This is a genomic window from Pseudomonas sp. MUP55 (genome assembly GCF_034043515.1).
In the GTDB taxonomy this organism is placed as follows: domain Bacteria; phylum Pseudomonadota; class Gammaproteobacteria; order Pseudomonadales; family Pseudomonadaceae; genus Aquipseudomonas.
Map to the genome: position 1 here is coordinate 5,547,410 of NZ_CP138214.1, position 21,147 is coordinate 5,568,556.

A 21,147-nucleotide genomic window follows, 5' to 3' on the forward strand; every position below is an offset into this window, starting at 1 on the left:
ACCAAGGTAATCAAACATGCTCGGAATCAATGACGCTGCCGTTTTCATCATCCAGACCCTGGGCAGCCTGTACCTGCTGATCGTGCTGATGCGCTTTATCCTGCAACTGGTGCGGGCGAACTTCTACAACCCACTGTGCCAGTTCGTGGTCAAGGCCACCCAACCGCTGCTCAAGCCGCTGCGGCGGGTGATCCCGAGCCTGTTCGGGCTGGACATGTCGTCGTTGGTGCTGGCACTGCTGCTGCAAATGCTGCTGTTTGTGGTGATCCTGATGCTCAACGGCTACCAGGCCTTCACGGTGCTGTTGTTGCCATGGGCGCTGATTGGCATTTTCTCGCTGTTCTTGAAGATCATTTTCTGGTCGATGATCATCAGCGTGATCCTGTCGTGGGTCGCCCCCGGCAGCCGCAGCCCGGGCGCCGAGTTGGTCTACCAGATCACTGAACCGGTGCTGGCGCCGTTCCGTCGCCTGATCCCCAACCTGGGCGGCCTGGATATTTCGCCAATCTTCGCGTTTATCGCGATCCAACTGATCCAGAGCTGGGTGATCCCGCGCCTGGCGTTCTATGCGTTCATGCCCAAGGAGCTGTTCGGCCTGATCTGACAATACGCTGGAAAATGTGGGAGGGGGCTTGCTCCCGATAGCAGTGGATCAGTCAGCTTATTTATAACTGACCCACCGCAATCGGGGGCAAGCCCCCTCCCACATTTTACATCTGTGTATTGAATTGAATGTGCACAGACCATTGCTTGCCGCTCGGTCCCCCGCTCTTTAGACTTACGCCTCATTTAAACGAGAGCAGGGTCGATGCCAACTGCCTTCCCCCCCGATTCCGTTGGACTGGTCGTGCCCCAAGTGGCGCACTTCAGCGAACCGCTGGCCCTGGCCTGCGGCCGTTCGCTGCCTGCCTACGACCTGATCTACGAAACCTACGGCCAACTGAACGCCACCGCGAGCAACGCCGTGCTGATTTGCCACGCCTTGTCCGGCCACCATCACGCGGCAGGCTTCCACAGCGTTGACGAACGCAAGCCCGGCTGGTGGGACAGCTGCATCGGCCCCGGCAAGCCCATCGACACCAATAAATTCTTTGTGGTCAGCCTGAACAACCTCGGCGGCTGCAACGGTTCCACCGGCCCCAGCAGCCTCAACCCGGAAACCGGCAAGCCGTTCGGCGCCGACTTCCCGGTGTTGACCGTGGAAGACTGGGTGCACAGCCAGGCGCGCCTCGCCGACCGGCTGGGCATCGACCAATGGGCGGCGGTGATCGGTGGCAGCCTGGGCGGCATGCAGGCCCTGCAATGGACCATCACCTACCCGGACCGCGTGCGCCACTGCCTGGCCATCGCCTCGGCGCCCAAGTTGTCTGCGCAAAACATTGCCTTCAACGAAGTGGCGCGCCAAGCCATCCTCACCGACCCCGAGTTCCACGGCGGTTCGTTCCAGGAAGCCGGCGTGATCCCCAAGCGTGGCCTGATGCTGGCGCGGATGGTCGGGCACATCACCTACCTGTCCGATGACTCCATGGGCGAAAAATTCGGCCGTGGCCTCAAGAGCGAGAAGCTCAACTACGACTTCCACAGCGTCGAGTTCCAGGTCGAAAGCTACCTGCGTTATCAGGGCGAGGAATTCTCGGGGCGTTTCGACGCCAACACCTACCTGCTGATGACCAAGGCGCTGGACTACTTCGACCCGGCGGCGAACCACGACGACGACCTGGCAAAAACTTTCGAACACGCCACAGCCAAGTTCTGCGTGATGTCGTTCACCACCGACTGGCGTTTCTCCCCGGCGCGCTCGCGTGAGCTGGTGGACGCCCTGATGGCTGCGCGCAAAGACGTCTGCTACCTGGAGATCGATGCACCGCAAGGCCACGATGCCTTCCTGATTCCGATTCCCCGTTATCTGCAGGCGTTCAGTAACTACATGAACCGTATAGCACTGTGAGAACGCCATGAGAGCCGACCTGGAAATCATCCAAGACTGGATCCCCGCCGGCAGCCGCGTGCTCGACCTGGGCTGCGGCGATGGCGAGCTGCTGAGCTGGCTGCGCGACAACAAGCAAGTCACCGGCTACGGCCTGGAAAACGACCCGGACAACATCGCTCAGTGCGTGGCCAAGGGCATCAACGTGATCGAGCAGGACCTGGACAAGGGCCTGGGCAACTTTGCCAGCAACAGCTTCGACATCGTGGTGATGACCCAGGCCCTGCAAGCGGTGCACTACCCGGACCGTATCCTCGACGAAATGCTGCGCGTCGGCCGCCAGTGCATCATCACCTTCCCCAACTTCGGTCACTGGCGCTGCCGCTGGTACCTGGCCACCAAGGGCCGCATGCCGGTGTCGGACTTCCTGCCGTACACCTGGTACAACACGCCGAACATCCACTTCTGCACCTTCGAAGACTTCGAAGCCCTGTGTGGCGAGCGGGAGGCCAAGGTGATCAACCGCCTTGCCGTCGATCAACAGCACCGCCACGGCTGGGCGAGTAAGCTATGGCCCAACCTGTTGGGCGAAATCGGCATCTACCGGGTCAGCAGTCCTGGCCTGATCGACCACAAGATTGCCGTCTAATTATTTTCACGAGGGACGCTCATGAGTCGTTTGGCTATTTTTCTATTGACCGCCTGCCTGGGCGCCGGCGCCGTGGCCGCCGACGCTATCGACGCTAACCGCAAGAAAGACTTCGGCGATATCACCGTCCACTACAACACCTTCACCTCAAGCTTCCTGTCTCCGGAAACCGCCCAGAACGTCGGCGTGGTGCGCAGCAAGGAGAAGGGTTTGATCAATGTGACCGTGATCAAGGGCGTGACCCCCGTCACGGCCCAAGTGACCGGTACCATCAAGGACCTGGGCGGCAAAAGCAAGATCCTGACGTTCAAGCAAATCGAAGAGAAAGGCGGGGTCAGCTACCTCGCGCCCTACTCCGTGACCCAGCGCGAATACAAGACGTTTACCATCAACGTTGAAACCGGCGGCAAGGCCCATGGTTTCCAATTCAACCAAGAACTGTTTCCGGCCGAATGATGAACCTGACTCAACTCGTACTGGCCAGCCATAACGCCGGCAAACTCAAAGAACTGCAGGCCATGCTCGGTGACGCCGTGCAACTGCGCTCGATCGGTGAGTTCAGCCAGGTCGAGCCGGAAGAAACCGGCCTGTCATTCGTCGAGAATGCCATCCTCAAGGCACGCAACGCCGCACGCCTCTCCGGCCTGCCGGCCTTGGCGGATGACTCGGGCCTGGCGGTGGACTACCTCGGTGGCGCACCCGGCATCTATTCGGCGCGCTACGCCGACGGCAAGGGCGATGCGGCCAACAACGCCAAGCTGCTGGACGCGCTCAAGGGCGTACCGGACGCGATGCGCGGTGCGCAGTTCGTCTGCGTGCTGGCGTTGGTGCGTCACGCTGACGACCCGCTGCCGATCCTTTGCGAAGGCTTGTGGCACGGGCGCATCCTGCATGCCGCCAGCGGTGAGCACGGCTTTGGCTACGATCCACTGTTCTGGGTGCCGGAGCGCAACGTCTCCAGCGCCGAACTGAGCCCGGCCGACAAGAACCAGATCAGCCACCGCGCCCGTGCAATGGATTTGCTGCGCCAACGCCTGAGCCTGAAATGACCCACGACACCCAGGCGCTGCCACTGATCCACGGTGGCGCGCAAACCCCTCGGGCGGCGCTGCCTGTGCTGCCGCCCCTGGCGCTGTACATCCATATCCCCTGGTGCGTGCGCAAGTGCCCTTACTGCGACTTCAACTCCCACACCGCCAGCAACGTGTTGCCGGAAGAAGAGTATGTGGACGCATTGCTGGCGGACCTGGACCTGGACCTGCATGCCGTCTATGGCCGCAAGCTGAGCTCGATCTTCTTTGGCGGCGGCACCCCGAGCCTGTTCAGCGCTGCGGCACTGGGGCGCCTGCTCAAAGGCGTGCAAGCGCGCATCCCGTTTGCCGACGATATCGAAATCACCCTGGAAGCCAATCCCGGTACCTTTGAGCAAGAGAAGTTCGTGGCGTATCGCGCGCTGGGGATCAATCGCCTGTCCATCGGCATCCAGAGCTTCCAGCAGGCAAAGCTCGAAGCCCTGGGCCGCATCCACAACGGCGATGAAGCCATACGCGCCGCGGATATGGCGCGTCAGGCCGGGTTCGACAATTTCAACCTGGACCTGATGCACGGCTTGCCCGATCAATCCCTGGACGACGCGCTGGCCGACCTGCGCCAAGCCATCGCACTCAAGCCGACGCACTTGTCCTGGTACCAGCTGACACTGGAACCCAACACCGTGTTCTGGAACCAGCCACCCGCGCTGCCGGAAGACGACACCCTGTGGGACATCCAGGAAGCCGGCCAGGCGCTGCTCGCCGAGCACGGTTACGCGCAATATGAAGTTTCGGCCTATGCCCAACCGGGTCGCCCGGCGCGGCATAACCTCAATTACTGGAGCTTCGGCGACTTCATCGGTATCGGCGCGGGCGCCCACGGCAAGCTCAGCCATCCGGACGGGCGCATCGTACGCACCTGGAAAACCCGCGCACCGAAGGACTACCTCAACCCGGCCAAAAGCTTTCAGGCCGGAGCGAAAGAGCTGACCAATGAAGAGCTGCCGTTCGAGTTCCTGATGAACGCCCTGCGCCTCACTGAAGGCGTTGAGGCCAGGCTCTACACAGAGCGTACCGGCCTTGAGCTGGCGAGCCTCGAAGAAGGCCGCCGCGAGGCAGAACAAAGCGGCTTAATGCAGGTCGAACCGTCACGCCTGGCGGCGACCGACCGCGGGCAACTCTTTCTCAATGACCTGCTGCAGACGTTTTTGAGCTGATCGCTCTTAAGGAAATCGAATGGATTTGGTACTCGACCTGCTCGCCACCGTGTCCCGCTGGAGCCGCAGCAACCTGTCGGAAATCTCCCTGGCCCTGGTCGGCTGTTTGCTGGTGCTGTTCGGCGCCGACATCAAGGGCTGGGTCGAAGCACGCCTGGGCAGCATCGCAGGCGCCCTGCGCGTCCCGTTGATGGCCCTGCTGTGCATGATCGGCAGCGGCGCAGCGCTGATCTACGCCACGCCGTGGATTGTGCGCGGGCTGAGTCAGTTCAATAACTACAGCCTGGCACCGGTGCTGGTGGTGGTGCTGGTGTTGATTGGCGTCGTCGCCGACCGCCGTTGACCTCAAACCCAACACAAAACCAATGTGGGAGGGGGCTTGCCCCCGATAGCAGGGTGTCAAACACCACATGTTTGACTGACCCAGCGCTATCGGGGGCAAGCCCCCTCCCACATTTTTACTGCATTTCAACGCTGCAGGCGGGTTAGGCCAGCTTTTCGAACTTCAAATCCCAGACCCCATGCCCCAACCGCTCGCCGCGGCGTTCGAACTTGGTGATCGGACGCTCTGCCGGGCGTGGCACGCATTTGCCGTCTTCGGCCAGGTTGCGGTAGCCAGGCGCGACATTCATCACTTCCAGCATGTATTCGGCGTACGGTTCCCAGTCGGTGGCCATGTGCAGGATGCCGCCAACCTTGAGCTTGCTGCGCACCAGCTCCGCGAAGGAGGCCTGGACGATGCGGCGCTTGTGGTGACGAGCCTTGTGCCATGGGTCGGGGAAAAACAGCATCAGGCGGTCGAGGCTGTTGTCGGCGATGCAGCGGTTGAGCACTTCAATCGCGTCGCAGTCGTACACCCGCAGGTTGGTCAGGCCCTGGGTCAGCACGCCGTTAAGCAGCGCACCGACACCTGGACGGTGCACTTCCACACCGATGAAATCCTGGTCCGGCGCGGCTGCCGCCATTTCCAGCAGGGAATGCCCCATGCCGAAGCCGATTTCCAGGGAACGCGGGGCCGAACGACCGAACACCTGGTCGTAGTCCACTGGGGCGTCGGCCAGGGGCAACACGAACAGTGGCGTGCCCTGCTCCAGGCCCTTTTGCTGGCCTTCGGTCATGCGACCGGCGCGCATCACGAAGCTCTTGATGCGGCGGTGCTTGGACTCGTCGCCCGCTTCCAGGGTGTTCGGCGTTTCGTTTGATTCAGTCATCAATAGCTCTTACTTGATCAGGCCATCCAGCGGCGAAGAGGCGCTGGCATAGAGTTTTTTCGGCATGCGCCCGGCAAGGTAGGCCAGGCGGCCCGCGACGATCGCGTGTTGCATGGCTTGGGCCATCATGATCGGTTGCTGGGCATGGGCGATGGCCGAATTCATCAGCACCGCGTCGCAGCCCAGTTCCATGGCGATGGTTGCGTCGGAGGCCGTGCCCACGCCCGCATCCACCAGCACCGGGATCTTGGCTTCTTCAAGGATGATCTGCAGGTTGTAGGGGTTGCAGATACCCAGGCCGGAGCCGATCAGACCCGCCAGCGGCATCACCGCGATGCAGCCGATTTCCGCCAGCTGGCGGGCGATGATCGGGTCATCGCTGGTGTAGACCATCACGTCAAAGCCTTCCTTGACCAGGGTCTCGGCGGCCTTGAGGGTTTCAATCACGTTGGGGAACAGGGTTTTCTGGTCGGCCAGCACTTCCAGCTTCACCAGGTTGTGGCCGTCGAGCAGCTCACGGGCCAGGCGGCAGGTGCGCACCGCTTCGATGGCGTCATAGCAGCCGGCGGTGTTCGGCAGGAAGGTGTAGCGGTCCGGCGACAGCACTTCGAGCAGGTTCGGCTCGCCCTCGATCTGACCGAGGTTGGTGCGACGTACAGCGAAGGTCACGATTTCGGCGCCCGAGGCTTCGATGGCCAGACGGGTTTCTTCCATGTCGCGGTACTTGCCGGTGCCGACCAGCAGACGGGACTGGTAGGTACGACCGGCCAGGACGAAAGGCTTGTCGCTACGAACGATGCTCATGGGAAATCCTCGTAATGGGGTGAGGTTCTGCAGAATGCGTTACGGCTGGAGCGGCTAGCCACCGCCGATGGCGTGGACCACTTCGACCTGGTCACCTTCGCTGAGCGTGGTGCTCTGGTGCAGACTGCGCGGGACGATATCCAGGTTGAGTTCCACTGCGACGCGACGCCCGGTGAGGTCCAGGCGGGTCAGCAGGGCCGCGACGGTTTCACCGTCAGGCAATTCAAAGGGGTCGCCGTTCAACTGAATGCGCATGCCGCAGGCCGCCATCGTTTTTAGGGGCCGGCATTCTAACGCGATTGATACCTGAAGGTCAGCTTCAAGCGTCAAGCGGTCAGTTGCAGGCGCCAGGCGAGCAAGCCGAGGAAAAACCAGCCCAACAGGAACGCCAGGCCGCCGAACGGGGTGATGATCCCAAGCTTGCTGATGCCGGTCAGGGTCAACAAATACAGGCTACCGGAGAACAACAATATCCCGACTACAAACGAAATGCCCGCCCAGGTGACCAGTCGTCCGGGAATGTGCGCAGCCAGCAGCGCCACGCCAAACAACGCCAGGGCGTGCACCAGCTGATAAGTCACGCCGGTGTGGAAGATTGTCAGGTATTCGGCGCTCAGGCGGTTCTTCAGGCCGTGGGCGGCGAAGGCGCCTAGGGCAACGCCGGTGAAACCGAAAAAGGCAGCCAGCATCAGAAAGCTACGCAGCATGAGGAACTCCAGTCAGACTCATCGAGCAGGGTCTGTATAATGGCCCGCTCAACGGGTTCGGCCAAGCCATCTCTATGCTGCGTGTCCTCTTCAAACGCTTTCTCAACGTCGTCAAATGGTTCGCCATCGGCAGTGTGCTGCTGGTGTTGCTGTTTCGTGTCGTGCCGCCGCCGTTCACTGCGCTGATGGTTGAGCGCAAGGTCGAATCCTGGATCGACGGCGAGCCTATCGACCTGCAACGCAGCTGGGTGCCGTGGGACGAGATCTCCGATGACCTCAAATTGGCGGTGATGGCCGGTGAAGACCAGCGCTTCCCGCAGCACTGGGGTTTTGACTTTGGTGCGATCCAGGCAGCGATCGTGCATAACGAGCGCGGCGGTTCAATTCGGGGCGCCAGCACGTTGAGCCAGCAAGTGTCCAAGAACCTGTTCCTGTGGGCCGGCCGCAGTTACCTGCGCAAGGGCCTGGAGGCCTGGTTTACCGGGTTGATCGAAGTGTTGTGGCCCAAGCAGCGCATTCTTGAGGTGTACCTCAACAGCGTGGAATGGGATGAGGGTGTGTTCGGGGCAGAGGCGGCGGCGCGGCACCATTTCGGAGTCAGTGCCAAGGGGCTGTCGCGCCAGCAAGCCAGCTACCTGGCGGCCGTGTTGCCCAATCCACGGGTGTGGAGTGCCAGTCATCCGACAGCGTATGTGGCGCGGCGCGCAGCGTGGATTCGCCAGCAGATGAGTCAGTTGGGTGGCGAGGGTTACCTGGTCGAGTTGAACAACTCCCGCAAGGCCCCCTGGTCCGACTGACACAACACGAAAACAAATGTGGGAGGGGGCTTGCTCCCGATAGCAGGGTATCAGTCGACATCTAAGTGACTGTTCCACTGCAATCGGGAGCAAGCCCCCTCCCACATTTTGACCCAGTGCTGCCAGTAGCTTTAGGCAGCGATCGACAACTTCAGCTTGTTCATCGCGCTTTTCTCAAGCTGACGAATCCGCTCGGCCGACACGTTGTACTTCTGCGCCAGGTCGTGCAGCGTGGCTTTTTCTTCTGCCAGCCAGCGCTGGTAGAGAATGTCACGGCTGCGGTCGTCCAGCACTTCCAGCGCTTCGTGCAGGTTGTGGTTGGAGTTGTCGCTCCAGTCCGCATCCTCCAGTTGACGCGCCGGGTCGTACCGGTGGTCTTCCAGGTAGTTGGCCGGCGATTGGAAAGCGCTGTCGTCGTCTGCTTCGGCAGCCGGGTCGAAAGCCATGTCATGGCCGGTCAGGCGGCTTTCCATCTCGCGCACTTCACGGGGCTCCACACCGAGGCTTTCGGCCACGCGGTGGACTTCCTCGTTGTTCAGCCACGCCAGACGTTTCTTCTGGCTGCGCAGGTTGAAGAACAGCTTGCGCTGGGCCTTGGTGGTCGCGACTTTCACGATGCGCCAGTTGCGCAGGATGAACTCGTGAATTTCCGCCTTGATCCAGTGCACAGCGAACGACACCAGGCGCACACCCATTTCCGGGTTGAAGCGCTTGACTGCCTTCATCAGGCCGACGTTGCCTTCCTGAATCAGGTCCGCCTGGGCCAGACCGTAGCCGCTATAGCTACGGGCGATATGTACGACAAAACGCAGGTGGGCGAGCACCATCTGCCGAGCCGCCCCCAAATCCTGCTCATAGTAGAGACTCTCGGCCAGTTCACGCTCCTGCTCGGGCGTCAGCAATGGAATGCTGTTGACCGTGTGCACATAGGCTTCCAGGTTCGCACCCGGGACCAAGGCATAAGCAGGTTGCAAAGAAGTGGTCATACGAAAAAACCTCCGACTCACATAACTCGTGCAGTTCAGCACTGCGAAAATTGACCGGGAACCGTAGGACAAGTTCCCTAAACCACTGATACGGTCAATACAAACGAAACCACATTACCCTGACATTAACTACTTCGGTGCCAGCTCACGTAAATGCCGTGCGACCGCAATCCACGCACCGATATACCCCAACAAGACGGCGCCGAGCAAGAGGCTCAGACCATCCGCGACGGGCACGCCGGCCAGGGCGAAATCGCTGCCGTACAAACCGGCAAGCCCGATAACCGCGTCGTTCAGCCAATCAAGGCCGAACGCCAGCACGCCCCAGGATAAAACCCCGGCACCAAAGCCATAAAGCGCGCCCATGTACAGAAAAGGACGACGCACATAGCTGTCCGTGCCGCCGACCAGTTTAATCACTTCTATCTCGGTGCGACGGTTTTCAATATGAAGACGAATGGTATTACCTATCACCAAAAGTAATGCAGACACCAGCAACACTGTCAAACCGAATACAAACCGGTCGCCCAGCTTGAGGATCGCGGCCAGGCGCTCTACCCAGACTAGATCAAGTTGAGCCTGTTGCACCTTCGGCATCTCTGCGAGTTTTTGTCGCAGGGCTTCCAGGGCCGGCTTGTCCACCTCATTGGGGGTCACCAGCACCACGCCTGGCAGCGGGTTCTGCGGCAGCTCCTTGAGCGCCTCACCCAGGCCGGATTGGTGCTGGAACTCTTCAAGGGCCTGATCGCGGCTGATGTATTCAGCATCCGCCACGCCGGGCAGATTCTTGATGTCGTCGCGCAGCCCTTCGCCGTCCTTGGTGCTGGCGTCAAGGTTGAGGTACAGCGAAATCTGCGCCGCGCGCTGCCAGGAACCGCCCAGGCGCTCCACATTATTGAGCAGCAACGACAAACCCATCGGCAGGCTCAGCGCCACGGCCATCACCAGGCAGGTGAAAAAGCTGCCGATCGGCTGCTTGCCCAGGCGGCGCAGGCTGTCGAGCAGGCTGGCGCGATGGCTTTCGATCCAGGCACGCAACAGCGTGCCGAAGTCCGGGCCGTCGTCTTCGTCGTGCTTTTTCTTTTTCGGTTGCGGGTCGGCCGGTTTCGGCGCCACGCGTTCGGATACTTTAGGGCTGCGTGTTGCACTCATACGCCAGCCTCCCCGTCACCAATCAGACGACCGCGTTGCAGGGTCAGCATGCGATGGCGCATGCGCGCAATCAGCGCCAGGTCGTGACTGGCGATCAACACGCTGGTGCCCAGCCGGTTGATGTCTTCGAACACCCCCATGATCTCGGCCGCCAGACGCGGGTCGAGGTTACCGGTGGGCTCATCCGCCAGCAGCAAGGCCGGGCGGTGGACGATGGCACGAGCGATACCGACGCGCTGTTGCTGGCCGGTGGACAGGTCGCCGGGGTACAGGTCGGTCTTGTCCGACAGCGCCACGCGCTCCAGGGCCGAATCCACCCGCTTGACGATTTCGGCCTTGGACAGCCCGAGAATCTGCAGGGGCAAGGCAATGTTGTTGAACACCGTGCGATCGAACAGCAACTGGTGGTTCTGGAACACCACGCCGATCTGACGGCGCAGGAACGGGATCTGCGCGTTGCTGATGGTGGCCAGGTCCTGGCCCGCCAGCAGCAGCTTGCCGGTGGTCGGGCGTTCCATGGCCAGCAACAGGCGCAACAAGGTGCTTTTACCGGCGCCGGAGTGGCCGGTGACGAACAAGAACTCGCCGCGCCGTACTCGAAAGCTCAGCTCATGCAAGCCCACATGCCCGTTGGCGTAGCGTTTACCGACCTGTTCGAATCGAATCATGAACGCTCCCGCTCGGCAAACAGTGCCTGTACAAAGGGTTCGGCTTCAAAGGTGCGCAGGTCGTCGATGCCTTCACCGACGCCGATATAACGAATCGGCAGCCCGAACTGCTTGGCCAGGGCGAAAATCACACCGCCCTTGGCCGTGCCGTCGAGCTTAGTCAATGCCAGGCCGGTCAGTTGTACCGTCTGGTTGAATTGCTTGGCCTGGCTGATGGCGTTCTGCCCGGTGCTGGCGTCCAGCACCAGCAGCACTTCATGGGGAGCGTCGGCGTCGAGCTTGCCGATCACGCGGCGGACTTTCTTCAGCTCTTCCATCAAATTGTCTTTGGTGTGCAGGCGACCGGCGGTATCGGCGATCAGCACATCGATGTTACGGGCCTTGGCAGCCTGCACGGCGTCGAAGATCACCGAAGCGGAGTCGGCACCGGTGTGCTGGGCGATCACCGGGATCTTGTTGCGCTCGCCCCACACTTGCAGTTGCTCGACGGCAGCGGCACGGAAGGTGTCGCCGGCGGCCAGCATGACTTTCTTGCCTTCGGACTGCAGCTTTTTCGCCAGCTTGCCGATGGTGGTGGTCTTGCCGGCGCCATTGACGCCGACGACCAGGATCACGAACGGTTTTTTCGGGGTGATCACCAGCGGCGCTTCAACGGGCTTGAGCATGGCGGCCAGCTCGGCCTGCAAGGACTTGTACAGCGCGTCGGCGTCGGTCAGCTGCTTGCGGGCGACCTTCTGGGTCAGGCTCTGGATGATCACGGCGGTGGCTTCGACGCCCACGTCTGCGGTGAGCAGGCGGGTTTCGATGTCTTCAAGCAGCTCGTCATCGATGGTTTTCTTGCCCAGGAACAGGCTGGCCATGCCTTCGCCGATACTGGCGCTGGTTTTGCTCAGACCTTGCTTGAGGCGGGCGAAAAAGCCGGTTTTGCTGGTTTCAGCGGCCGGTTCTTCGACGACGACAGGCGCCGCAACCACGGCCGCCACAGGTGCTTCATGGACTGGTGGCGCCTGGACGACGGCCTCGACGGGCTCAATCACAACGGGAATCGGCGGCGTTACGTGCTCAACCTGCACATCCTCAACCAGCGCCACCAGCTCTTCAGCCACCGGCAGTTCCGGCCACGGCTTGTGCTCTGGCTCTGGCTCTGGCTCGACAGCAGGCTGCAGCACCGGCTCGGCCATCGGCAGCACCGTCGGCGCCGGTGTTTCGGCGACCGGTTCGGCTTCTACTATAGGCTCGGGGATGGATTCAGGTTGGACCTGCGGCTGTTCGACGACGGTTTCCTGCGGCTTTTTGCGCAGCCATCCGAACAGGCCTTTTTTCTCGCCAGCCGCAGCTGGGGTCTTCTTGTCGTCGTTGGAACCAAACATGGAGACGGCTATCTCAAGGTAGCGACGCGCCAAGGGGCACATCGGTAAATAAAATTCGATGCGTAACAGACTGTTTTTTAGCCAGCTCGTTCATGCGCAACATTTTGTAAGGCCAAAATAGGGCCTTAACAAGACAGCCACAGTGGCCGTCCCTAGGTCGGATCAGTATCCTAGCACCTCCTCGCCCGCCGACGCTAAGACCAAGCGGGCAGTCCAACAGGTTTAAAAACGAATGAATGCTCTAGCCCGCCGCGCCGCAGGCCTGCTGTTCGGTACAGTTTGTCTGCCTCTTTCAGCCCTGGCTGCCGATCCACAACCCACCCATGAGTTCACGCTGGACAACGGCCTCAAGGTTGTCGTGCGTGAAGATCATCGCGCGCCCGTGGTGGTTTCCCAGGTCTGGTACAAGGTGGGTTCGAGCTACGAAACCCCGGGCCAGACCGGTTTGTCCCATGCCCTGGAACACATGATGTTCAAGGGCAGCGCCAAGGTCGGCCCCGGCGAAGCCTCGTTGATCCTGCGCGACCTGGGCGCCGAAGAAAATGCCTTCACCAGTGACGACTACACCGCGTACTACCAGGTGCTGGCCCGCGATCGCCTGGGCGTGGCCTTTGAGCTTGAAGCCGACCGCATGGCCAACCTGCGCCTGCCGGCCGATGAGTTCAGCCGCGAAATCGAGGTGATCAAGGAAGAGCGCCGCCTGCGCACCGACGACAACCCGATGTCCAAGGCCTACGAGCGCTTCAAGGCCATGGCCTTCCCGGCCAGCGGCTACCACACGCCAACCATCGGCTGGATGGCCGACCTGGAACGCATGAAGGTCGAGGAACTGCGCCACTGGTACCAGGCCTGGTACGTGCCGAACAACGCAACCCTGGTGGTGGTCGGCGATGTCACCCCAGACGAGGTGAAGACCCTGGCCCAGCGCTACTTCGGCCCGATCCCCAAGCGCGACGTACCGCCCGCCAAGGTCCCGATGGAGCTGGCCGAGCCCGGCGAGCGTCTGCTGACCCTGCACGTGCAAACCCAGCTGCCCAGCGTGTTCCTGGGCTTTAACGTGCCCGGCCTGGCCACGGCCGAGGACAAGCGCTCGGTACAGGCCCTGCGCCTGATCTCGGCCTTGCTCGACGGCGGTTACAGCGCGCGCATCTCCGAGCAGTTGGAGCGTGGTGAAGAACTGGTCTCGGCCGCTTCCACCGATTACGACGCCTATACCCGCGGCGACACCCTGTTCATGCTGACTGCCACGCCCAACCAGCAGAAGAAAAAGACCGTCGCCCAAGCCGAAGCCGGCCTGTGGCGCCTGCTGGAAGAGCTCAAAGCCAAGCCGCCAACCGCCGAAGAACTGGAACGCATCCGTGCCCAAGTGATTGCCGGCGTGGTCTACCAGCGTGACTCCATCACCAGCCAGGCCACATCCATCGGCTCGCTGGAAACCGTCGGTCTGCCCTGGAAGCTGATGGACACTGAGCTTGCCGACCTGCAAAGCGTGACCCCGGAAGACATCCAGAAGGCTGCGCGCACCTATTTCACCCGCGAACGTCTGAGCGTCGCCCATGTTTTGCCTGAGGAGACCGCTCATGAGTGACCGCAAAAGCAATCGCCTGATTCTGCCCGGCCTGATCGCCGTGACCCTGATCGCAGCCAGCGCCGTGTACCTGTTGCGCCCAAGCGAGTCGGTCGCCAGCCAGGCCCTGGACAAGGCCCAATCAGCCAGCAAACTGCAATCGTTGGCGGAGCTGGACGGCAAGGCCCCCACCAACCGCAAGCTGGATGTGCAAACCTGGACCACCGCCGAAGGCGCCAAGGTGCTGTTCGTCGAAGCCCATGAGCTGCCGATGTTCGACGTACGCATCCTGTTCGCCGCCGGCAGCAGCCAGGACGGCAACGTACCGGGCCTGGCCTTGATGACCAACGCCATGCTCAACGAAGGCGTGCCGGGCAAGGACGTCAGCCAGATCGCCAGTGGTTTTGAAGGCCTGGGGGCCGATTTTGGCAATGGCGCCTACCGCGATATGGCGCTGGTGTCCCTGCGCAGCCTGAGCGACAGCGACAAACGCGATGCCGCACTTGCACTGTTCGATGACGTGATCGGCAAGCCGACATTCCCGGCCGACTCACTGGCACGCATCAAGAACCAGATCCTGGCCGGCTTCGAATACCAGAAGCAGAACCCCGCCAAGCTGGCGAGCATCGAGTTGTTCAAGCGCCTGTACGGCGACCACCCCTATGCCCACCCAAGCGAAGGCACGCCTGAAAGCGTTCCGGCCATTACCGTGCAACAGATGCAGGCGTTCCACGCCAAGGCTTACGCAGCCGGCAATGCCGTGATCGCGGTGGTGGGCGACCTGACCCGCGCCGAGGCCGAAGCCATGACCGCCAAGGTCTCCGCCGCGCTACCCAAGGGCCCGGCCCTGGCGAAGATTGCCCAGCCAACCGAGCCAAAGGCCGGCCTGAGCCGCATTGAGTTTCCTTCCAAGCAGACTCACCTGCTGTTCGCGCAGTTGGGCATCGATCGTGCCGACCCGGACTACGCGGCACTGTCTCTGGGCAACCAGATTCTGGGCGGTGGCGGCTTCGGTACGCGGCTGATGAGTGAAGTGCGTGAAAAGCGCGGCCTCACCTATGGCGTGTACTCCGGTTTCTCGCCGATGCAGGTGCGTGGCCCGTTCATGATCAACCTGCAGACCCGCGCCGAAATGAGCGGCGGCACGCTGCGCCTGGTCGAGGACGTCGTGGCCGACTACCTCAAGACCGGCCCTACCCAGAAAGAGCTGGATGACGCCAAGCGCGAACTGGCCGGCAGCTTCCCGCTGTCCACCGCCAGCAACGCCGATATCGTCGGGCAACTGGGCGCCATGGGTTTCTATAACCTGCCGCTGAGCTATCTGGAAGATTTCATGAAACAATCCCAGGCCCTGACCGTAGAGCAGGTCAAGGCGGCCATGAACAAACACTTGAGCGCCGACAAAATGGTCATCGTGACCGCCGGCCCGACGATTGCGCAAAAGCCACTACCGCCCCCCACTGATAAACCCGCCGAGCAGCCGCTCGGGGTTCCGGAGCATTAATGGCCAGTTCATCTCGCCCGAAAAAACCTGTCCACAACGTACATAACGGTGTGGGCCAACTGCGCATCATTGGCGGTGAATGGGGCAGCCGCAAGCTGAGCTTCCCCGATGTCGTGGGCCTGCGCCCGACGCCGGATCGCGTGCGCGAAACCTTGTTCAACTGGCTGGCGCCGTACATCGGTGGCGCCAAGGTGCTCGACCCGTTTGCGGGCAGTGGCGCGTTGTTCCTGGAGGCGCTGTCCCGTGGCGCCTCCCAGGCGCAGGCCCTGGACGCGAGTAACGTGGCGGTGTCCAGCCTCAAGGAACACCTGGGCACGCTGCGTTGCACCAACGGCCAGGTGCAGACCGCCGACGCCTTGCGCTACCTGGAAACCCAGGCAGCCAGCGAATACGACGTGGTGTTCCTCGACCCGCCGTTCAACCAGAACCTGCTGCCAACCGTGTGCGCCCTGCTGGAAGAACGCCAATGGCTGGCACCGGATGCGTGGATCTACACTGAAAGCGAGACGGCGCCATCCACCCTCGGCCTGCCGGGGAGCTGGCGCTTGCACCGTGAGCAGAAGTCCGGGCGGGTCTATTACGCGTTGTGGCACCGCACCCTGTAGGAGCGAGCTTGCTCGCGAAGGCGACAGGGGCTACCTGATAGCGCTGCGTTATCGTTAACGTTTTTCGCGAGCAAGCTCGCTCCTACTGGAGCCAGGGAGCGATTATTCATGACTGCACCTGTGGACCGCTTCAAACCCGCCTTTGGCCTGGGCAACCCCCATCTGCAAACGCTGTGGGGGCCGCTATGGCGCCCCACCACTCATATCGAGCGTCAACGCGAACGCCTGTGGCTGGAAGACGGCGATTTTCTGGACCTCGACTGGCATGGTCCCCATGACGCGCAAGCGCCTCTGGTGCTGGTGCTGCATGGGCTGACCGGTTCATCCAACTCGCCCTACGTGGCCGGCCTGCAAAAAGTCCTTGCCGCGCAAGGCTGGGCCAGCGTGGCATTGAACTGGCGCGGTTGTTCGGGCGAGCCGAACCTGTTGGCCCGCAGCTATCACTCAGGGGCCAGCGAAGATCTGGCCGAAACGATTGCCCATCTGCGTGCCAAGCGGCCGTTGGCGCCGCTGTATGCGGTGGGTTATTCACTGGGCGGCAACGTGTTGCTCAAGCACCTGGGGGAAACCGGTGCAGCCTCCGGGCTGCACGGTGCGGCGGCGGTGTCGGTACCGTTTCGCCTGGATCAATGCGCGGACCGGATCGGCCTGGGCTTTTCGCGGATCTATCAGAAGCACTTCATGCGCGAGATGCTGGCCTATATCCGCATCAAGCAGCGCCAATTTTTGCAGGACGGCCGGCAAGACGGGCTCAACACCCTGCAAGCGTTAGGCTCACTGGAGAAGATGCGCACATTCTGGGACTTCGACGGCCGAGTCACCGCGCCGCTGCACGGTTTCCTCAGTGCCGAGGATTACTACCGCCGTGCCTCGAGTCGCTATTACCTGGGCGCGATTCGCACGCCAACCCTGATTATCCAGGCGGCGGATGACCCGTTCGTGTTTGCCCATAGCCTGCCCGAAGCCAGTGAGTTATCAGACTGTACCGAGTTCGAGCTGACGGCCAAGGGCGGGCATGTCGGGTTTGTCGATGGCTCACTGAAGCGCCCCGGCTACTACCTGGAGCGGCGCATCCCCCAGTGGCTACTGGCACAACACGGCTAAAAAAGTGGGAGGGGGCTTGCCCCCGATTGCAGTGGGTCAGCTAAAGATAAGCCGACTGATCCACCGCTATCGGGGGCAAGCCCCCTCCCGCATTTTGATTGGGTTCACAGGCCGATGGCTCAGTCGCCTGTGGCCACTTCCCGCTTGGGATCGGTAATCCACTCACTCCACGAGCCCGCATACAACTTGCCCAGCGGGTACCCCGCCAGGCTCAACGCAAACAGGTTATGGCACGCCGTCACACCCGAACCGCAATACGCCACCAGCTCATCCGGCGACCGCCCTTGCAGTTGCGCCGCAAACCGCTGCTTAAGCTGTTCAGCCGGCAAAAAACGACCATCGCTGCCCAGGTTTTCATTGAACGCCGCGCACTGCGCACCGGGGATATGCCCGGCGATTGGATCGATTGGTTCCACATCGCCGCGAAAGCGCGCCTGGGCGCGAGCGTCGATCAAGGTCATGCCCGGTCCGCCCAGGCGCTTGTGCAACTGCTCGGCGTCCAGCACCAGACGCTCATCCGGCGTACCGGCAAACGTGCCGGGCTCGACCACCGGCGCATCCAGGCTCAACGGAAAACCCGCCGCATGCCAGGCTTTGAGGCCGCCATCCAGAATGAACACGCCGTCGCGTTTGCCGAGCCAGGCCAGCAGCCACCACGCCCGAGCCGCATAGGCCCCGGGACCATCGTCATACAGCACCACATCGGTGTCTGCGCTGATGCCCCACGCCTGCAACTGCTCAACCAGTGCATCCGCTGCCGGCAGCGGGTGACGGCCCGTCGTGCCCTTGATCACCGGGCCGCTGAGATGGCGTTCCAGGTCGGCATATTGCGCCCCTTCGATATGCCCTTCGGCATAGCTGCACAGCCCGTAGTCCGGGTCTTCCAAAGCAAAGCGGCAATCGAGAATCACCAGCCCGGCCGCTTTCTGACGCTCGGCTAATGACTGGGGGGTGATCAGTTGGGCAAGCGGCATGACTGACTCCTGTGAACGTAAAGGGGAAAGGTCTTACTTCACTTCATCCAGTGCCTGGTTCAACGGCACGTAAAACTCTTTGAACAACGCATCCACCGCCGCTTTTGCCTGAGGCGTGACAAACCCCGCCTCCAGCACCAGCACCTGATACACGCCACGCTTTATGGCTTCGGCGCTCAAATGGGTGGAGTTTTCATTGGTGGTGCACAGAAAACGCACCCACGAGGTGAGGATGATCCAGGCATTGAGGGTCAGGGCCTCGGTTTGCACCGGGTCCATGCTGAGAATGCCGGCATCGACAAAGCCCTGGTAAATCGCCCCGCCCTGGGTCAGGCAGCGCTGGGAGAAGCGCCGGTAGCCAGTGGCCAGCTCCGGGTCGCTTTCCAACAAGTGCTCAAGGTCGCGGTGCAGGAAGCGGTAGCGCCACATGCCGGCCAGTACGGCCTGCAGGTAAAAGCGCTTGTCTGCGACGACCATCGCTCGCCCTTGAGGCGGGCGCAGGAAATTGTCCACCAGCGCTTCGTATTCGCGGAACAGCACGGCAATAATCGCCTGCTTGTTGGGGAAGTGGTAGTACAGGTTGCCCGGGGAAATTTCCATGTGGGCGGCAATATGGTTGGTGCTGACACTGCGCTCACCCTGCTGGTTAAAAAGCTCCAGGCTGGTTTGCACAATGCGCTCGCTGGTCTTTACTCGTGGTGCCATAGGGATCAGCTTCCAAACACGGGATGGGTCATCTTACGGCCTATCCGGGCCCGGATAAATCTGGTTGTTACTGCAATGTTATTTGACAATTTAGAGTAATGACTCTAAAAATCCAGGCAGACCTACAACAACCGGGATCGCGCCATGTCTGCCAACGTTGCTTACCTGCAAGAATCCCAGGCGCTGGACCAGCTCCAGGACCTGTTCGAAGCGCAACGTCGCGCCTATGCCGCCAACCCGATGCCGCCGTCCGCGCAACGCCAGCAATGGCTCAAGGCATTGCGTGATCTGCTCAGCGCTGAACGCCAGGCACTGATCAACGCCATCAGTCAGGACTTCAGCCATCGCAGCGCGGACGAGACCCTGTTCGCCGAACTGATGCCCAGCCTGCATGGCATTGATTACGCCAGCAAACACCTCAAAGGCTGGATGAAGCCTTCCCGGCGCGCTGTCGGCATTGCCTTTCAGCCCGCGTCAGCCAAAGTCATTTATCAACCGCTGGGTGTCGTCGGCGTGATCGTGCCGTGGAACTACCCACTGTACCTGGCCATCGGCCCGCTGGTCGGGGCCCTGGCCGCCGGCAACCGAGTGATGCTCAAGCTCAGTGAGTCCACGCCGGCCACCGGTGAACTGCTCAAGGCACTGCTGGCGACGATCTTTCCCGAGGATCTGGTGTGTGTGGTGCTCGGCGAAGCCGACGTCGGCATGGCGTTTTCCAGGTTGCGTTTCGATCATCTGCTGTTCACCGGGGCCACCAGCATCGGCAAGCATGTGATGCGGGCGGCCGCTGAACATCTCACGCCGGTCACCCTGGAGCTGGGCGGCAAATCGCCGGCCATTGTCTCGGTCGACGTGCCGCTCAAGGACGCCGCCGAGCGCATCGCCTTCGGCAAGTCCCTGAACGCCGGGCAAACCTGCGTGGCACCCGACTATGTGCTGGTGCCGGAAGACCGTGTGGCCGGTTTTGTCGAGGCGTACTCCAACGCCATTCGCGGGTTCTATCCGACCTTGGCCGACAACCCGGACTACACCGCCATCATCAACGAGCGCCAACTGGCCAGGCTCAATGCCTACGCCAAGGACGCCACCGACAAGGGCGCCACCCTGATTCCCTTGTACGACCAGGGCCAGGCACGGCGGATGGCCCACAGCCTGCTGCTGAATGTGAACGACGACATGACGGTCATGCAGGATGAGATCTTTGGTCCGCTGTTACCCATCGTGCCCTATCGCGGCATCGACCAGGCGTTTGCCTACATCAACCAGCGCCCTCGCCCACTGGCCCTGTATTACTTCGGTTACAACAAAAGTGAACAGAACCGCGTGCTGCACGAGACCCACTCCGGCGGCGTGTGCCTGAACGACACCCTGTTGCATGTGGCCCAGGACGACATGCCGTTTGGCGGCATTGGCCCCTCCGGCATGGGCCACTACCACGGTCACGAAGGTTTCCTGACCTTCAGCAAGGCCAAGGGGGTGCTGGTCAAACAGCGCCTGAACGCGGCGAAGCTGATCTACCCGCCCTACGGAAAATCCATCCAGACGCTGATCCAGAAGCTGTTTATCCGCTGATAACGCCACCCTTGGGACAATAAGAACAATGAACCCCAGCCTGACTGATCCACCCGCGCTGTCGCGGCGCGGCGTCTTGAAAATCGGCCTGTGCGCCAGCGCCTTCCTGGCGACCGCCGGGCTCGGCGCCAGCCTCAGCGGTTGCTCCAGCAGCACGCCGGCCAACGGCTTTACGCTGTTGCGCAGCAGTGACTTGCCATTCCTGCGCGCAGTTATCCCCGTACTGCTGGAAGGCGCCGCCAGCGCCCAGGCCGTGAGCGCCGGGATTGAAGACACCCTGAAAAAGCTCGACTACAGCCTGCAGCACCTGTCGCCGGAGATGTTCAAGCTTACCCAGCAATTGTTCGATGTGCTCGGCATGGGCATTACCCGAGGCCCATTGACCGGTATCTGGGGCAGCTGGGAAAACGCCAGCAGCGAGCAGATCCGCAACTTCCTGCACCGCTGGGAGAACAGCTACCTGAACCTGCTGCGCATGGGCCAGGGCTCGCTGCTCAAGCTGGTGATCATGGCCTGGTACTTCCGGGCCGAGTCCTGGGCTCATTGCGGCTACCCCGGCCCGCCGAAGATCTGATTTGCATCCCCGACAATAAAAAC

23 protein-coding genes and 1 pseudogene are annotated in these 21,147 nt (G+C 61.7%); 14 read left to right on the forward strand and 10 right to left on the reverse strand.

All coding sequences use genetic code 11. The features are described from left to right. The first annotated feature begins 16 nt into the window (after window positions 1-16). The 7 genes from SC318_RS25090 (at window position 17) to SC318_RS25120 (ending at window position 5,167) form a co-directional block, all read left to right on the forward strand. A complete protein-coding gene (locus SC318_RS25090) occupies window positions 17-604 on the forward strand; it encodes a YggT family protein (protein ID WP_320428861.1) in 588 nt (195 codons plus the stop codon). Between the two features lie 204 nt (window positions 605-808). Beyond that, the gene (metX, locus tag SC318_RS25095) at window positions 809-1,948 is read left to right on the forward strand and encodes a homoserine O-succinyltransferase MetX (protein ID WP_320428862.1); all 1,140 of its coding nucleotides are present in this window, start codon (window positions 809-811) and stop codon (window positions 1,946-1,948) included. Window positions 1,949-1,955: 7 nt separating this feature from the next. After that, complete coding sequence (gene metW, locus SC318_RS25100; protein WP_306490731.1) at window positions 1,956-2,576, forward strand: methionine biosynthesis protein MetW; 621 nt, start codon at window positions 1,956-1,958, stop codon at window positions 2,574-2,576. A gap of 21 nt (window positions 2,577-2,597) precedes the next feature. Further along, window positions 2,598-3,032 (forward strand): DUF4426 domain-containing protein, encoded by a 435-nt coding sequence (locus tag SC318_RS25105; protein WP_320428863.1) that lies wholly within the window; start codon window positions 2,598-2,600, stop codon window positions 3,030-3,032. Beyond that, complete coding sequence (rdgB, locus tag SC318_RS25110) at window positions 3,029-3,625, forward strand: RdgB/HAM1 family non-canonical purine NTP pyrophosphatase (protein WP_320428864.1); 597 nt, start codon at window positions 3,029-3,031, stop codon at window positions 3,623-3,625. The genes SC318_RS25105 and rdgB overlap by 4 nt, the downstream gene beginning before the upstream one ends. Beyond that, complete coding sequence (hemW, locus tag SC318_RS25115) at window positions 3,622-4,824, forward strand: radical SAM family heme chaperone HemW (RefSeq protein WP_320428865.1); 1,203 nt, start codon at window positions 3,622-3,624, stop codon at window positions 4,822-4,824. The genes rdgB and hemW overlap by 4 nt, the downstream gene beginning before the upstream one ends. A 19-nt stretch (window positions 4,825-4,843) precedes the next feature. Beyond that, window positions 4,844-5,167 carry a DUF3392 domain-containing protein gene (locus SC318_RS25120; RefSeq protein WP_003176691.1) on the forward strand — a complete coding sequence of 108 codons (324 nt, stop codon included), beginning with the start codon at window positions 4,844-4,846 and terminating at the stop codon, window positions 5,165-5,167. Between the two features lie 142 nt (window positions 5,168-5,309). Here the strand turns inward: SC318_RS25120 and trmB are convergent, their stop codons facing one another. The 4 genes from trmB to SC318_RS25140 form a co-directional block, all read right to left on the reverse strand. Then, on the reverse strand, window positions 5,310-6,035 hold the full coding sequence (gene trmB, locus SC318_RS25125) for a tRNA (guanosine(46)-N7)-methyltransferase TrmB (protein WP_058426548.1): 726 nt from the start codon (window positions 6,033-6,035) through the stop codon (window positions 5,310-5,312). 9 nt (window positions 6,036-6,044) lie between these two features. Continuing rightward, window positions 6,045-6,839 carry a thiazole synthase gene (locus tag SC318_RS25130; RefSeq protein ID WP_181282511.1) on the reverse strand — a complete coding sequence of 265 codons (795 nt, stop codon included), beginning with the start codon at window positions 6,837-6,839 and terminating at the stop codon, window positions 6,045-6,047. Window positions 6,840-6,893: 54 nt separating this feature from the next. Next, a complete protein-coding gene (gene thiS, locus SC318_RS25135; protein ID WP_320428866.1) occupies window positions 6,894-7,094 on the reverse strand; it encodes a sulfur carrier protein ThiS in 201 nt (66 codons plus the stop codon). Window positions 7,095-7,165: 71 nt separating this feature from the next. Beyond that, window positions 7,166-7,546, reverse strand: coding sequence for a DUF423 domain-containing protein (locus SC318_RS25140; protein WP_320428867.1), 381 nt, complete (start codon window positions 7,544-7,546; stop codon window positions 7,166-7,168). 74 nt (window positions 7,547-7,620) lie between these two features. Between SC318_RS25140 and mtgA the strand changes: the two genes are divergently transcribed. After that, a complete protein-coding gene (mtgA, locus tag SC318_RS25145; RefSeq protein ID WP_320428868.1) occupies window positions 7,621-8,343 on the forward strand; it encodes a monofunctional biosynthetic peptidoglycan transglycosylase in 723 nt (240 codons plus the stop codon). Window positions 8,344-8,474: 131 nt separating this feature from the next. On the opposite strand, the gene rpoH is transcribed toward mtgA, so the two are convergent. From rpoH to ftsY, 4 genes are all read right to left on the reverse strand, one after another. Beyond that, window positions 8,475-9,329, reverse strand: a complete 855-nt coding sequence (rpoH, locus tag SC318_RS25150; protein ID WP_003176698.1) for an RNA polymerase sigma factor RpoH — start codon at window positions 9,327-9,329, stop codon at window positions 8,475-8,477. 129 nt (window positions 9,330-9,458) lie between these two features. Further along, window positions 9,459-10,481, reverse strand: a complete 1,023-nt coding sequence (gene ftsX, locus SC318_RS25155) for a permease-like cell division protein FtsX (protein WP_320428869.1) — start codon at window positions 10,479-10,481, stop codon at window positions 9,459-9,461. Then, entirely contained in the window at window positions 10,478-11,149 is a 672-nt protein-coding gene (gene ftsE, locus SC318_RS25160; protein ID WP_003213784.1) for a cell division ATP-binding protein FtsE, read from the reverse strand. The genes ftsX and ftsE overlap by 4 nt, the downstream gene beginning before the upstream one ends. Next, the gene (gene ftsY, locus SC318_RS25165) at window positions 11,146-12,519 is read right to left on the reverse strand and encodes a signal recognition particle-docking protein FtsY (RefSeq protein WP_320428870.1); all 1,374 of its coding nucleotides are present in this window, start codon (window positions 12,517-12,519) and stop codon (window positions 11,146-11,148) included. Before ftsY ends, ftsE begins: the two co-directional genes overlap by 4 nt. Before the next feature lie 232 nt (window positions 12,520-12,751). On the opposite strand from ftsY, the gene SC318_RS25170 reads away from it, so the two are divergent. The 4 genes from SC318_RS25170 (at window position 12,752) to SC318_RS25185 (ending at window position 17,299) form a co-directional block, all read left to right on the forward strand. Beyond that, a complete protein-coding gene (locus SC318_RS25170) occupies window positions 12,752-14,107 on the forward strand; it encodes a M16 family metallopeptidase (protein ID WP_320428871.1) in 1,356 nt (451 codons plus the stop codon). Beyond that, a complete protein-coding gene (locus SC318_RS25175; protein WP_320428872.1) occupies window positions 14,100-15,590 on the forward strand; it encodes a M16 family metallopeptidase in 1,491 nt (496 codons plus the stop codon). The genes SC318_RS25170 and SC318_RS25175 overlap by 8 nt, the downstream gene beginning before the upstream one ends. Further along, window positions 15,590-16,195, forward strand: coding sequence for a 16S rRNA (guanine(966)-N(2))-methyltransferase RsmD (gene rsmD, locus SC318_RS25180; RefSeq protein ID WP_306490742.1), 606 nt, complete (start codon window positions 15,590-15,592; stop codon window positions 16,193-16,195). The genes SC318_RS25175 and rsmD overlap by 1 nt, the downstream gene beginning before the upstream one ends. 108 nt (window positions 16,196-16,303) lie before the next feature. Continuing rightward, window positions 16,304-17,299 carry a hydrolase gene (locus SC318_RS25185; protein ID WP_320428873.1) on the forward strand — a complete coding sequence of 332 codons (996 nt, stop codon included), beginning with the start codon at window positions 16,304-16,306 and terminating at the stop codon, window positions 17,297-17,299. A gap of 119 nt (window positions 17,300-17,418) precedes the next feature. Here the strand turns inward: SC318_RS25185 and SC318_RS25190 are convergent, their stop codons facing one another. Both SC318_RS25190 and SC318_RS25195 read right to left on the reverse strand, forming a co-directional pair. Then, entirely contained in the window at window positions 17,419-18,273 is an 855-nt protein-coding gene (locus SC318_RS25190) for a sulfurtransferase (RefSeq protein ID WP_320428874.1), read from the reverse strand. Between the two features lie 33 nt (window positions 18,274-18,306). Continuing rightward, a complete protein-coding gene (locus SC318_RS25195) occupies window positions 18,307-18,978 on the reverse strand; it encodes a TetR/AcrR family transcriptional regulator (RefSeq protein ID WP_306490745.1) in 672 nt (223 codons plus the stop codon). A 132-nt stretch (window positions 18,979-19,110) separates the two neighbouring features. On the opposite strand from SC318_RS25195, the pseudogene SC318_RS25200 reads away from it, so the two are divergent. After that, a pseudogene (locus SC318_RS25200) lies at window positions 19,111-20,550 on the forward strand (coniferyl aldehyde dehydrogenase); the annotation flags it as partial. Window positions 20,551-20,578: 28 nt separating this feature from the next. Further along, window positions 20,579-21,124 carry a twin-arginine translocation pathway signal protein gene (locus SC318_RS25205; RefSeq protein ID WP_320428875.1) on the forward strand — a complete coding sequence of 182 codons (546 nt, stop codon included), beginning with the start codon at window positions 20,579-20,581 and terminating at the stop codon, window positions 21,122-21,124. Window positions 21,125-21,147: the final 23 nt, after the last annotated feature.